Source organism: Leclercia sp. Colony189, from assembly GCF_009740165.1.
Lineage (GTDB): Bacteria > Pseudomonadota > Gammaproteobacteria > Enterobacterales > Enterobacteriaceae > Enterobacter.
The window spans coordinates 3,901,636-3,915,166 of sequence record NZ_CP046557.1; the positions used below are offsets into that span (position 1 = coordinate 3,901,636).

Consider the following 13,531-nt stretch of genomic DNA (forward strand, 5'->3'; position numbering starts at 1 on the left):
CGCTTCGCTTGCCGGGCCTACAAGGACAAAGGCGGATTTCGTAGCCGCCACCACATCACCGCCGACGCTGCCACACCCACAGCGCCGCTATCGCCACCGCAAACAGCCCGCCAAACCCGACGCCAATGCCCACCACAGGTACGCCCACCTTCACCGCCAGCGAGTAAAGGCCGAGCATCAGCAGCATGGCGGCGTTTTCGCCGAGATTCTGCACCGCGATGGCATTTCCCGCGCCGACGGTATGCTTCCCGCGCTCCTGGAGCAGCGCGTTCAGCGGCACCACAAAGAAGCCACCGCAGATCCCCATCAGGAAGAGCAGCGCATAGGAAGGCAACAGCGCATGTTGCAGGGCGAAGATCAACACCACCAGACCGATCAGGACCCCGGCAGGCATGCAGCGGGCAACGGTTTGCAGCGTAACCAGCTTCGCCGCGGCCCCCGCGCCCAGCACGATCCCCACCGCTACCATGGCGTTGAGATAGGTCGGCGTGGCGTTATCGGTGATGCCCAGCGCCGTCGGCACCCAGAGCACCAGCAGGAAGCGCAGCGTCACCCCTGCACCCCAGAACATGCTGGTGCCCATTAGCGAGAAACGGGTTTCGCCGTTACGCCACAGCACGCGACAGGCGCTAAAGAAGCTGGCGGTCATCGGCGTAAAGCGCCAGGACTGCCCCGGACGCGCCGCCGGCAGTTTCGGGATAAACAGGTTGGCAATCACCGCCCCGCCATACACCACGGCACAAACCCCCAGCGCCGCCAGCACGTGCCAGTCGGCCAGTACGCCACCGGCTACCGAGCCCAGCAGGATCGCCGCAATGGTGGAGGCCTCCATCAGCCCGTTGGCTTTCACCAGCTTATCGCCAGTGGTGAGTTCACCGAGAATGCCATATTTAGCCGGGGAGTAGGCTGCCGCCCCGACGCCCACCAGCGTATAGCCTACAAACGGATTGACGCCAAAGCAGATACTCGCCGCTCCCAGCAGTTTCAGGCTGTTGGCAAACATCATCACCCGCCCTTTGGCGAAGCTGTCCGCCACCTGGCCGACAAAAGGGGCAAAAATGATGTAAGCGCCCACAAACACCATCTGCAGGATCGGCTGGCTCCAGTCCGGGTAAAACTGGGATTTGAGCAGCGCCAGAGTGGCAAACAGCAGTGCGTTATCACCAAAGGCAGAGAGAAACTGGGCGGCGATAACCGCCATCATCCCTTTCGACCAGATGGATGTGTTAGTGGGTACTGACTCACTCATCATGCGGCTCCGCCTGTTCAACCATGCCTTTCAGGGTGACAAAATCCGGCTTACCACTGCCCAGCACCGGAAGTTGCTTGAGATAACGAATATCACGCGGCACGGCCAGCTCAGGGATGCCATGTTCGCGCGCCTGTTGCAGAAGTCGCTCGCGTTTCAGCTCGCTGTCGGTAGTAAAGAGCACCAGGGCTTCACCTTTACTGGCGTCGGCCTTCACCGCGGTGGCGTGCATTTTGTCAGGGGATACCCCCAGCGCCAGCTGCTCCACCATCTCCAGCGAGACCATTTCACCGGCGATTTTGGCGAAGCGCTTCGCCCGCCCCTGGATCTGCACGTAGCCCTGGTCATCGAAGCGCACGATATCGCCGGTGTCGTACCAGCCGGTCTCCACCTCGCCGTTGGCGTTTTCAGCCGTTGGCGCTTCCAGCACGCCCGGATTTTCGACCCGCAGATAGCCGTTCATGATGTTCGGCCCTTTCAGCTGCAGACGTCCGCCCTCTTCAATGCCCGGCACAGCAAGCAGACGGGCATCCATTCCCGGCAGAATGCGTCCTACCGTTCCCGGTTTGGCCGCCATCGGCACGTTAATAGAGACCACCGGCGCGCACTCTGTGACGCCGTAGCCCTCCAGAATGCGCAGGCCAAATTTATCCTGCCACAGCTGGCGGGTGCTCTCCTGCAATTTTTCCGCTCCGGCTACCACGTAGCGCACGCGATGGAAATCATACGGATTGGCAAAGCGGGCGTAGTTGCCGAGGAAGGTCGAGGTGCCGAAGATCACCGTACAGTTACGGTCATAGGTCAGTTCCGGTACGATGCGATAGTGCAGCGGGCTCGGGTAGAGGAACACTTCGGCACCGGTCAGCAGCGGCGTAAACAGTCCCACCGTCAGGCCAAAGGAGTGAAACAGCGGCAGCGCCGACATAAAGCGATCCCGGGCGGTAAAGTCGGCGATGGTCTTTATCTGCTCGACGTTAGCCAGCAGGCTTTTATGGCTATGAACCACCCCTTTCGGGTTCCCCTCCGAGCCGGAGGTAAAGAGGATCACGGCGGCATCTTCCGGCTGCTGTTTTACCTGCGCCAGGTGCGGCATCAGCAGGTGAGCAAAGATCCACAGCTTATCGCCGAGGGTGACTTCCGCCTTAAGATCTTCCAGAAAGACCCAGCGTACCTGAGTAAGCTGCTCCGGCAGATGCCAGAGTTTGCCTTTATCAAGAAACGTGCGTGAGGTGAAGACGGTGTTGATCTGCGCGGCGGTGAAAGCGCTGCTGAGCCCTTTCACCCCTGCGGTGTAGTTGAGCATGGCCGGGACACGGCCACGGGAGACGGCGCCAAAGATCACCGCCGCGCTGATCCCGGCGTTCGGCAGCATCAGGCCAATCTTCTCCCCTTGCTGGCTGTATTTCTCAAGAATTCGGCCGACAAACAGCGTCTTGGTCAGCAGCTTGCGATAAGTATCAGGCGCAAAATTAATGTCATCGATACAGTTTTTCTTCGCGCCATAACGGTACATCGCCGTCAGCAGCGACTCATACAGCGTTTCACGCGGACGCACCGCCATCCGGGCTTCCATCATGATCTGATGCAGCATCTCCCCGGCGATCTTACGTCGGTCGCGGGCGCGGGATGCATCGGGCATCGGCAAGGTGGTTGGCGGCAGCAGATGCAGGGTAATACGCGGGAACAGGCGCTGCTTCACCAGCCCTTTCAGGCGGCTGAAAAAGGTGAGTTCTGCGCCTTCAATGCGCACCGGCACCACAGTGGCGCCCGATTTCGCTGCCACAAAGCCCGCGCCGTCATAAATTTTCATCAGCGAGCCGGTGATGGAGATGCGCCCTTCCGGAAAGATCACCACCGGGCGTCCCTGCCCGATCAGTCGCACCAGATGTTTGATCATCATCGGTTTGGTGGGATCGAGCGGAACGAACTCAATCACGCTCGACAGCCAGCGCATATACCACTGCTGGCTGATGGAGGTGTAGACCGCAAAGACCGGGCGCACAGGTAAAAACAGCGCCAGCAGAATGCCGTCAATAAAAGAGACATGATTGGGGGTAATAATAACGCGTTCTGCGTGCAGAGCCTGGGTGTCGCCAGTCAGACGGACGCGAAAGAGGATACGAAACAGCGTGCGGAAAAACCCAAATAACATTTCAACTCCCTTTGCCTTTCAATTAGCCGGGTTACGGTAAATTGTGGCAGATTACACGAGAAGTGCGGTGGGAGCGACAACCGGATAGAGACAAAAAAAAACCTGCGCATCTGCGCAGGTTGGTGCAAGAGATGAGTACGCAGTACGTACTAAGAATTCTCACCAATCAATACCTCTGGGATCTTGATTGTGGCGCCGGGCAATCCACTTCACCAGCGCAAAAAAGCAAGGGAATGAGCCGAAGTGCAACCAGGTGTGAATTTTATCGATAGCTGTTACATGTTGAACAACAAGCAAAAAAAACCTGCGTAAGAACGCAGGCTGGTGTAAAGCGTGTCAGTTAACCCGGGGTCAACTTCACCTATCAATACCTCTGGGATCTCAAATGTAGCAACGCGGCCCAAACCCCTGCCAGCAGACAATCGCAACAGCCTGAGGCAAAGTGTAACCAAAGATTCAAATTCACCCTCTTCTGTCACGCTTCGCTGTGTAACGATTACACCGTTTCCGCCAGCGTTTCTCACCTTTGTGAATTGCCTCACCGCCCTGCGCTTGAATACACCTCACTTTTCCGCAACACTATTGAGTGTGTAAACGCTTACCCTAACAAGAAGGTAGAGAATGGCGACAATAAAGGATGTGGCCCGACTGGCGGGTGTTTCCGTCGCCACGGTTTCACGTGTGATAAACAACTCCCCAAAAGCCAGTGAAACCTCCCGCCAGGCCGTGCTGACTGCCATGGAATCCCTGAACTATCACCCCAACGCCAACGCCCGCGCGCTGGCTCAGCAGTCCACCGATACCGTCGGGCTGGTGGTGGGCGATGTCTCCGATCCCTTTTTCGGCGCGATGGTCAAAGCTGTCGAGCAGGTCGCCTACCAGACCGGCAACTTTCTGCTGATCGGCAATGGCTACCACAACGAGCAGAAAGAGCGTCAGGCGATTGAGCAGCTGATCCGCCATCGCTGCGCGGCGCTGGTGGTGCATGCCAAAAAGCTGCCGGATGAGGAGCTGGTGCATCTGATGAAGCAGATCCCCGGCATGGTGATTGTGAACCGCATTATTCCCGGCTATGAGCAGCGCTGCGTGGCGCTGGACGATCGCTACGGCGCCTGGCTTGCCACCCGCCACCTGATCCAGCAGGGGCATACCCGTATCGGCTATCTCTGCTCCAACCACCCCATCTCCGACGCCGAAGATCGGCTGCAGGGTTATTACGATGCGCTGCGCGAGAACGACCTGCCCTGCAACGATCGCCTGGTCACTTATGGTGAACCTGACGAGCGCGGCGGCGAGCAGGCGATGACCGAGCTGCTGGGACGCGGGCGTAACTTTACGGCGATCGCCTGTTACAACGACTCGATGGCCGCCGGGGCGATGGGGGTGCTGAACGATAACGGCATTGACGTGCCGGGAGATATTTCGCTGATTGGCTTCGATGACATTCTGATCTCCCGCTATGTGCGACCGCGCCTGACCACGGTGCGCTACCCTATCGTCACCATGGCGACGCAGGCGGCGGAGTTGGCGCTGTCACTGGCGGATAAACGCCAGCCGCCGGAGATCACCCACCTGTTTAGCCCGACGCTGGTGCGCCGTCACTCCGTTGTGCCGCCGGCAGAGTCCGCCAGCGAGTAGCGGTAGAGGTGGACGGTTTTGTCCGGGTATTCCAGTCCGTCGCCGATATAGTGCCAGCCGTAGCGCTCATAAAAATCGCGGCAGGCAGACCAGAGATGCAGTTCGCTAAAGCCGCTCTCTGCGGCGTAGCGCTGAACATGCTGCTGTAATTTCCCCGCCAGTCCCTGTCCGCGCGCCGCGTCGTCCACATACAGCGCCGCCAGCCAGGGATGGAGATCCTGACGGGTAATCAGGTCGCAGCGCCATAACCCCACCGTGCCGAGCAGGCGTTTCCCTTCGGTAGCAATAAAGGTGAGCGGCAGCGCGCCGGGGGTCTGGCTGTGGGTCACGACGCTTGTAAAAAACGTCCGAGGCACACCGTCGCCAAAGGCCTGCCACAGCCAGTCAATCACCTGCTCCGCATGTTGCGGAGCCGCGTACAGCGGTTGAATAATCACATCAGTTTCCCCTGAAAAAGGGAAACCGAATCAAACAGATAGCCGTCAAAGTCCGGGGCATCCTCGTCGGAGAGTTCCAGCAGGCTCTTTTTGACATTTTCCAGATGCTGAAACATGGCCTGCCAGGCGCCCATGACGTCGCGACGGCGCAGGGCGGCGAGGATGGTTTGTCTGTCGCCCAGCCACTTCAGGCGATACGCCCGACTGGCGATATGGGCGTTGAACTGTTGCCAGAGCGGGCTACTGTCCATGTGATGCCAGATGCTTTCGACGGTGGCCAGCAGCATCTGATTCTGCGTTGCCCCCGCCAGCACCAGATGGAACATCTTGTTGTTGTCCTGGCTGTTATCGTTGGCGGCGATCGCCCGCTGCTCTTGCTCGATGATGCGGCGCAGGTTATCGATGTCCGCCCGGGTCGCCATCTTCGCAGCAAAGGCGGCAATGTTACTCTCAAGCAGCTGGCGCGCCTGCAAAATCTCGAACGGGCCGACGTCGCTGTGAAAGAAGCGCTCTTCCTCGTTCTCATGCTCTTCAGGAATGCGCATCACGTAGACGCCGGAACCCTGACGAATATCCACGGTGCCCTGTAGCTCCAGCATCAGCAGCGCCTCCCGCACGATGGTACGGCTGACGCCGTAGGTTTCCGCAATGTTGCGCTCCGGCGGCAGACGTGAGCCCACGGGATAGTGCCCCTGGACGATCTGGGCGCGTAAATCCTCGCCAATCTCCTGGTACTGCTTCTTTTCCGCCGGGACGACAGCCTTATCCACGTTATCACCTGTACTGAGAGTTAATGCGCGGGCCGGGCAGCTTCCCGGCCAGTTTGTGCCCTATGTTACCAGAAGCGTCGCACTCTTCGCCTACTTCCATTCATCATCAATGGTCAGGGTCAGCACGCGCTTATCGCGCAGTTGCCGGAACCAGCTGGCCGATTTTTTTGGGCGTCGGGCGCGGTTGTCCGCCAGATCGATCTCAATCAGGCCGTAGCGGTTCTTAAAGGCGTTCATCGGCGAGACGTTATCGGTGAAGGCCCACAGCATGTAGCCGTGGCAGTTGGCTCCCTCCTCCCGCGCCAGCAGCGTGTAATAAAGGTGCTCGCTGATGAAGTTGATGCGGTAGCTGTCCTCGATGATGCCATCGCGGTTACGGTACTGGCCTTCGTTTTCCACCCCCATCCCGCTTTCGGCCACGAACCAGTCGATATTGCGGTAGTCGTTTTTGATGCGCATCGCCATGTCGTAGATGATGCGCGGGGCGATCTCCCAGCCGCGGGAGGGGTTCATCCTTCGCCCCGGCAGGTCAAACGGCTCGTAGTAGTATGCCGGATGGAACGGCGTCTCGGGATGCCAGGCCCGGGACGGCGCCTTCACCCGGTGCGGGTAATAGAGATTGATCCCCAGCTCATCGACGGTGTTCTCCGCAATAAGAGCCAGTTCGTCGTCGCTGTACTCCCACCGCACCTGGTGTTTTTCCAGCAGGGTGAAGAGTTCCTGGGGATAACGCCCATGCACCAGCGGATCGAGGAATACCCGGTTGTAAAACAGATCGTAGATCTCCGCGGCCTTGATGTCGTGGGCGGCCCGGGAGCGGGGATAAGTCACTTCCGGGTTGAGGATACAGCCTACGCTGCCGCTGTAGCCTTTTTCGCGGAACAGCTTCACCACCTTCGCCGTCGCCAGCACTTTGTGGTGGTTCCACTGCATCCAGGTATGGGTGTTCTGCTCATAAGGCCAGCGCAGGGCGTCGAGGTATACCCGGGTCTGCACCACTATCGGCTCGTTGAAGGTAAACCAGCGCTTCACCACATGGTGATAGCGGGCAAAGACCTGTTCAGCATAGCGGGTGAACAGCTCGACCACATGCTTCGACGCCCAACCGCCGTAGGTTTCCAGCAGCGTACCCGGCAGCTCGTAGTGTTCGAGGCAGATCATCGGCTCAATGCCCTGACGATGCATCTCGGCAAACAGGGCGTCGTAATACGCAGCGTACTCCTCGTCCACCGTGGCGTTTTCGTAGTCGGTAAGAAAACGCGACCAGTTGATGGAGGTGCGGTAGTGGGTCAGCCCGGCCTGCTTCATCAGCGCCACATCTTCCCGGAAGCGGTTAATAAAGTCGGTCGCCACCGCTGGGCCGTAGCCGTTGTGCCACACCTGACGATCGTTTTTGTACCAGAGATCGATCCAGGAATCCTGCCCGGCTTTTTTGCCGCTCCAGCCCTCGGTTTGCCAGGCGGAGGCCGCGGCCCCAAGGATAAACCCCTCGGGGATAGTCATCTGTTTAATGCTCATGCGTTATTCGTCGCCTCCTGGTTCGCGGCCTGTTGCGCGGCCTGCTCTGCCCGGCGGGAGGCGATCTTCACAAACGGCAGATAGATCAGCACGGCGGTGATAATACAGACCAGTTGGGTTACGACCGCGCCCATCGACCCGGCGGTAGAGAGCCAGGCGTTGATCAGCGGCGGCGTGGTCCAGGGCACCATCACCACCGCTTTGCCGGCAAAACCAGTGACGGTGGCAAAGTAGCCGATAGTGCCGGTCACCAGCGGGGTGATGATGAACGGGATCGCCAGAATCGGGTTGAGCATGATTGGCATACCGAAGATCACCGGCTCGTTAATGTTAAAGATCCCCGGGCCGATGGAGAGCTTGGCGATCTCCTTCATCTCTTTGCGTTTGGTGCCGATCATCACCGCGATGAGCAGGCCGATGGTCAGACCCGAGCCGCCGATACTCATGTAGACATCCCAGAACGGCATGGTGATGATGTTCGGGATCTCTTTGCCCTGCTCAAAGGCGCTCATGTTGACGGTGATCGCTCCCAGCAGCAGCGGCTCACGGATCGGCTTGATCATCTGATTGCCGTGGATCCCTATCACCCAGAAGAGCTGGGCCACGAACATCAACAGCAGGATCCCCGGCAGGCTTTGCACCACCCGCTCAAGCGGCTGCTGCACCACCTGGTATACCGCATCGTAGAGGTACATGCCGGTGAGCTGATGGAAGACAAAGCCGAAGGTGGCGATGGTGGTGGTGGTGATGATCGCCGGGATCAGGGCCGAGAACGAGGCCGAGACGTTTGGCGGCACGGTGTCCGGCATCCTGATTTTCAATCCCGGACGCCCCTCCAGCCAGCAGTAGATCTCCACCGACAGGATGGCGATAAACATGCCGAGGAAGAGGCTACGGGTATCCGAGAACTGGCGCAGGAGCACATCTTTTACCATGTGCATTTCGCCATCGACCATCATCTCAACGGTAGTCGGAGTGACGCAGATAAAGCAGATCACCGCCAGCAGCCCCGGGAACAACGACTTAATACCGTTGATGCGCCCCAGCTCAATGCCGATCAGGAACACGGCCCCGATATTGAGGAAGTTGAGCGTGGCGTAGTTCAGGGCGCTGGTGATCGGTTTCAGCGTGGCGAGAAACGAAAGCGACTGAAAGCTGGCTAAGCCGTTTTTCGGATCCAGCACCATGTTGGATATCAGCACCGAAAATGCGCCAACAATGATGACCGGCATCAGGGTGATGAAGGCGGACTTTATCGCCATGATATAGCGATAACTGTTGAACTTCGTGGCGAAACTGCCCAGAGAGTTGATCAGTTTTTCCTGTAATGCCATGGGGTAATACCTCAGTAAAAGGGCCTTTATTGGGATTTAGGTGTTCAGCCGGCTTCTATTGGCATACCAAAAATAGCTTCTGGTGAAGATTTGTTCTGTGATTAAGCTCCCAACGCCGCCAGAGGTATCCCGGAGTATGAATTATCACCACTTTGGTATGCCACTTGTCGTTACTCCCTCATCTGTTGCCAGAAAGCGTGATCGTGGTGGGGGTTTCACCCTCCCGCCCGGCTTATGCCCCTGAACGTCTGTGATAAACTTCCGTGCATAACGTGGAAGCAGGAATAACGAATGGCAACAATGCTGGATGTCTCACTGCGTGCGGGCGTGTCGAAAGCCACCGTGTCGCGCGTACTGAACGGCACAGGTCAGGTAAAAGAGAGCACCCGTCAGCAGGTTTTTAACGCGATGGAAGAGCTGGGCTATCGCCCCAATTTCCTGGCGCGATCGCTGGCGAACCGGACCAGCAACAGCATTGGTCTGGTGGTCTCAACCTTTGACGGTTTTTACTTTGGTCGTCTGCTGCAACAGGCCTCAAGACAGACCGAAACGCACGGGAAGCAGCTGATTGTCACCGACGGTCACGACACCCCGGAGCGGGAAGAGGAAGCGGTGCAGATGCTGGCCGATCGCCAGTGCGATGCCATCGTGCTCTACACCCGCTACATGAGCGAAAAAGCGATCATGAAGCTCATCAACAGCGTGCAGATGCCGCTTATTGTGATCAACCGTGACGTCAGCCAGGCGCGGGAGCGCTGCGTTTTCTTCGAGCAGCAGGAGGCGGCCTTCAACGCGGTGGAGTACCTGATAAGCCAGGGGCACCGGGAGATCGCCTGCATAACCGTGCCGATCCACACCCCTACCGGCAAGGCGCGGCTGACGGGCTATCGCAAGGCGCTGGAGAAGCACCGTATTCCCTGGGATGAGAGCCGGGTGAAGTATGGCGATTCGGGGATGACGCGCGGATACGAGCTGTGTCAGGAGCTGCTGAATGAGAAGGTGGTGTTCAGCGCCCTGTTTGCCTGTAACGACGATATGGCGCTGGGCTCGTCGAAGGCGCTGCACCAGGCCGGGCTGCGCATTCCAGAGGATGTGTCGTTGTTCGGCTTCGATGACGCACCGTGTGCGAAGTGGCTGGAGCCGGGGCTTTCTACCGTCTACCTGCCCATCGACAACATGATCACTACCGCTATCGATCAGGCCATCCGGCTGGTCAAAAACGAGCCGATCGAAGCGATCCCGCCCTTCACCGGCACGCTGGTGTTACGCGATTCGGTGGCGACGGGACCCTGGTGCGATCAGAACAGTTCGAGGGCGAGCAGTTCCTGAATGGTCTGGCGGCGGCGGATCAGGCGCGCCGCGCCCTTATCGAACAGCACTTCCGGCAGTAGCGGGCGGCTGTTGTAGTTAGATGACATAGACGCGCCGTATGCACCGGTATCGTGCAGCACCAGATAATCCCCCGGCACGACCGGCGGCAGCGCGCGGGTTTCCACTTTTCCGCCCTCCAGCTGGGTAAACACATCTCCGGATTCGCACAGCGGCCCGGCCACCACCGTCTCCACGAGATTGGCCTGAGATAAGTCGCGGCCATCGGCAGCCAGCGCCGAAATGTGGTGATAGCTGCCGTACATGGCCGGGCGCATCAGATCGTTGAAGCCTGCGTCAATCAGTACGAAATGACGGCTACCCATCGCCTTCACGCTGCGCACCTGCGACACCAGAACGCCCGACTCGGCGACAAGGAAACGCCCCGGCTCGATCTCAAGTTTTACCGCGTGGCCCAGATGCGCGGCGATTTTATCCCGCGCGCCATTCCAGAGGCCGTAGTAGTGATCGGTATCGATCGCCTCTTCCCCTTCGCGATAGGGGATCGACAGCCCGCCGCCCGCAGAGATCGCCTCCAGATCCTGACCAAACTCAATCACCTGGCGCACCATGGCGCCGCACACCTGCTCGAGATGGCCGTAGTCCACGCCGGAGCCGATATGCATATGAATGCCCACCAGCTTCAGGTTATAGCGTTGCAGTACGGTCAGTGCCGCAGGGAGATCGCTGTACCAGATGCCATGTTTGCTGTTTTCGCCGCCGGTGTTGGTCTTCTGGCTGTGGCCGTGACCAAAGCCCGGGTTAACCCGCAGCCAGACGCGGTGGCCCGGCGACACCTGACCGAGCTGCTCCAGCATGTCCACGGAACCGGCATTGACCGGGATCTGCAGCTCATGCACCCGGGCAAGCGTGGCGCTGTCGATCAGATCAGCGGTAAAGACAATCGCATCGCTGTCGATCTTCGGATCGTAGCCCGCCGCCAGCGCACGCTCGATTTCACCCAGCGACACGGAGTCGACCTTGACGCCCTGCTCGCGCATCAGGCGCAGAATATGGATGTTGGAGCAGGCTTTCTGGGCAAAGCGCACCACGTCGAACTGATGCAGGGCGGCAATTTTGTCGCGAATGATCTGCGCGTCGTAGACCCAGACAGGGCAGCCAAACTCGGCGGGCAGGCGCAGCAAATTGTCGGCATTGAGATCGGTATCGGTGTTGTTCAGCGGGCGTGGCATGGTGCTCTCCGGGAATACGTTTTTTATGATTACGCCACAGCGCGAAGAGAATAAAAAATATCGTTTTATCGCCACTCTATGCAAAAATGATATGGATTATATTCAACCAGGTTGCTGCCATGCCCGCTGTGAATTTACGCCATATTGAGATTTTCCACGCGGTGATGACCGCCGGGAACCTGACCGAAGCCGCGCGTCTGCTGCACACCTCGCAGCCGACGGTGAGCCGCGAGCTGGCGCGCTTTGAGAAGGTGATCGGCCTGACGCTGTTCGAGCGCACCCGCGGGCGGCTACACCCTACGGTGCAGGGGCTGCGGCTCTTCGAAGAGGTGCAGCGATCCTGGTACGGGCTGGACCGCATCGTCAGCGCCGCCGACAGCCTGCGCGAGTTTCGCCAGGGCGAGCTCTCCGTCGTCTGCCTGCCGGTCTTCTCCCAGTCGTTTTTACCCGCCCTGCTACAGCCGTTTCTTGCCCGCTACCCGGACGTGAACCTGACCATCGTGCCCCAGGAGTCGCCCCTGCTGGAGGAGTGGCTCTCGGCCCAGCGCCACGATCTTGGTCTGACTGAAACCCTCGCCACCCCAGCGGGCACCGCGCGTCACGAGCTGCTGTCATTAGATGAGGTATGCGTCCTGCCCGCCAGCCATCCCCTTGGTGCAAAAGCGGTGCTGACGCCGGGTGATTTCCAGGGCGAGAACTACATCAGCCTGTCGCGCACCGACAGTTACCGGCAGCTGTTGGACCAGCTTTTTGCCGAACATCAGGTGAAGCGACGCATGGTGGTGGAGACGCACAGCGCGGCCTCCATCTGTGCAATGGTGCGCGCGGGGGTGGGGATTTCGGTGGTCAATCCGCTGACGGCGCTGGATTATGCCGACAGCGGGATTGTTATTCGCCGCTTCAGTCTCTCGGTGCCGTTTACGGTGAGCCTGATCCGCCCGCTGCACCGCCCGGCCTCGGCGCTGGTGGACGCTTTCAGCGCGCATCTGCAACAGGGGCTGGCGGCGATCACCGACCCGCTGGAAGAGCTTTTAGCCTCGCCCGTTACGAAAGGATAAATTCCACCGCATCGGCGGCGTGGATCGCGGCGGTATCAAACACCGGGATCGGGCTTTCATCCGCCGGGATCAGCAGGCCAATCTCGGTGCAGCCAAAGATCACCCCCTGCGCCCCGCGATCGGCGAGCTTGCGGATCACGCTGAGATAGTACTGGCGTGACGTCTCGCTAAAGGTGCCGAGACACAGCTCTTCAAAGATGATCTGATTGATCCGGGCCCGGTCCGCCTCGTCCGGGATCAGGCTCTCGATGCCGTACTGCGCCGTCAGCCGCCCGCGGTAAAAATCCTGCTCCATGGTATAGCGCGTACCCAGCAGCGCCACGCGGTTCATGCCCGCCGCGGTAATCGCCCGCCCGGTAGCATCGGCGATATGCAGAAACGGCAGGGAACAGCGGGTTTCAATCTGCTCAGCGACTTTGTGCATGGTGTTGGTGCAGAGCAAAATGGCCTGCGCCCCGGCACCCTGCAAGCCCAGTGCTGCCTCTGCCAGGATCTCTCCCGCCTTTTCCCAGTCGCCGCTGGACTGGCAGGCTTCGATTTCATGAAAATCAACGCTGTGCAGCAGCAGGCTGGCCGAGTGTAATCCCCCCAGGCGCTGTTTTACCCCTTCGTTGATCAGACGATAATAGGGAATGGTAGACTCCCAGCTCATTCCTCCTAACAGGCCAATGGTTTTCATCTTGCTCTCCTTTCCGGTTTCAACCAGTGAAGCAAACTTGTGATCGAGTTTCCAGTTCTCTGGTTCAACATTTCCTTTTAGCTGGCTCTGGGATAAATTAAATGAAACGATGTTTCACTATATAACAGGACATGA

11 protein-coding genes are annotated in these 13,531 nt (G+C 59.0%); 3 read left to right on the top strand and 8 right to left on the bottom strand.

Annotated elements, in window-relative coordinates:
• Positions 1 to 55: 55 nt before the first annotated feature.
• Complete coding sequence (gene lplT, locus GNG29_RS18560) at positions 56 to 1,249, bottom strand: lysophospholipid transporter LplT (protein ID WP_156655513.1); 1,194 nt, start codon at positions 1,247 to 1,249, stop codon at positions 56 to 58.
• Complete coding sequence (gene aas, locus GNG29_RS18565; RefSeq protein WP_156655184.1) at positions 1,242 to 3,401, bottom strand: bifunctional acyl-ACP--phospholipid O-acyltransferase/long-chain-fatty-acid--ACP ligase; 2,160 nt, start codon at positions 3,399 to 3,401, stop codon at positions 1,242 to 1,244. The genes lplT and aas overlap by 8 nt, the downstream gene beginning before the upstream one ends.
• A 621-nt stretch (positions 3,402 to 4,022) precedes the next feature.
• On the opposite strand from aas, the gene galR reads away from it, so the two are divergent.
• Complete coding sequence (gene galR / locus GNG29_RS18570; protein WP_103180972.1) at positions 4,023 to 5,039, top strand: HTH-type transcriptional regulator GalR; 1,017 nt, start codon at positions 4,023 to 4,025, stop codon at positions 5,037 to 5,039.
• Here galR and GNG29_RS18575 read toward each other — a convergent pair.
• The 4 genes from GNG29_RS18575 to GNG29_RS18590 all read right to left on the bottom strand — a co-directional run bounded on the left by GNG29_RS18575 (position 5,000) and on the right by GNG29_RS18590 (position 9,098).
• Positions 5,000 to 5,476 carry a GNAT family N-acetyltransferase gene (locus GNG29_RS18575; protein WP_103180973.1) on the bottom strand — a complete coding sequence of 159 codons (477 nt, stop codon included), beginning with the start codon at positions 5,474 to 5,476 and terminating at the stop codon, positions 5,000 to 5,002. The two genes, galR and GNG29_RS18575, sit on opposite strands and share 40 nt — an antisense overlap.
• Positions 5,473 to 6,246 carry a GntR family transcriptional regulator gene (locus tag GNG29_RS18580; RefSeq protein WP_103180974.1) on the bottom strand — a complete coding sequence of 258 codons (774 nt, stop codon included), beginning with the start codon at positions 6,244 to 6,246 and terminating at the stop codon, positions 5,473 to 5,475. The genes GNG29_RS18575 and GNG29_RS18580 overlap by 4 nt, the downstream gene beginning before the upstream one ends.
• A 90-nt stretch (positions 6,247 to 6,336) precedes the next feature.
• A complete protein-coding gene (locus tag GNG29_RS18585) occupies positions 6,337 to 7,764 on the bottom strand; it encodes a glycoside hydrolase family 1 protein (protein ID WP_156655185.1) in 1,428 nt (475 codons plus the stop codon).
• Entirely contained in the window at positions 7,761 to 9,098 is a 1,338-nt protein-coding gene (locus GNG29_RS18590; protein WP_103180976.1) for a PTS sugar transporter subunit IIC, read from the bottom strand. The genes GNG29_RS18585 and GNG29_RS18590 overlap by 4 nt, the downstream gene beginning before the upstream one ends.
• Positions 9,099 to 9,389: 291 nt before the next feature.
• Here GNG29_RS18590 and GNG29_RS18595 point away from each other — a divergent pair, with 291 nt between their 5' ends.
• Positions 9,390 to 10,427, top strand: coding sequence for a LacI family DNA-binding transcriptional regulator (locus tag GNG29_RS18595; protein WP_103176844.1), 1,038 nt, complete (start codon positions 9,390 to 9,392; stop codon positions 10,425 to 10,427).
• Here the strand turns inward: GNG29_RS18595 and lysA are convergent.
• Complete coding sequence (gene lysA / locus GNG29_RS18600) at positions 10,397 to 11,659, bottom strand: diaminopimelate decarboxylase (RefSeq protein ID WP_103176845.1); 1,263 nt, start codon at positions 11,657 to 11,659, stop codon at positions 10,397 to 10,399. The two genes, GNG29_RS18595 and lysA, sit on opposite strands and share 31 nt — an antisense overlap.
• Before the next feature lie 119 nt (positions 11,660 to 11,778).
• Here lysA and GNG29_RS18605 point away from each other — a divergent pair, with 119 nt between their 5' ends.
• On the top strand, positions 11,779 to 12,717 hold the full coding sequence (locus GNG29_RS18605) for a LysR family transcriptional regulator (protein ID WP_156655186.1): 939 nt from the start codon (positions 11,779 to 11,781) through the stop codon (positions 12,715 to 12,717).
• On the opposite strand, the gene GNG29_RS18610 is transcribed toward GNG29_RS18605, so the two are convergent.
• On the bottom strand, positions 12,704 to 13,396 hold the full coding sequence (locus GNG29_RS18610; RefSeq protein WP_103176847.1) for an aspartate/glutamate racemase: 693 nt from the start codon (positions 13,394 to 13,396) through the stop codon (positions 12,704 to 12,706). The genes GNG29_RS18605 and GNG29_RS18610 overlap by 14 nt on opposite strands.
• Positions 13,397 to 13,531: the final 135 nt, after the last annotated feature.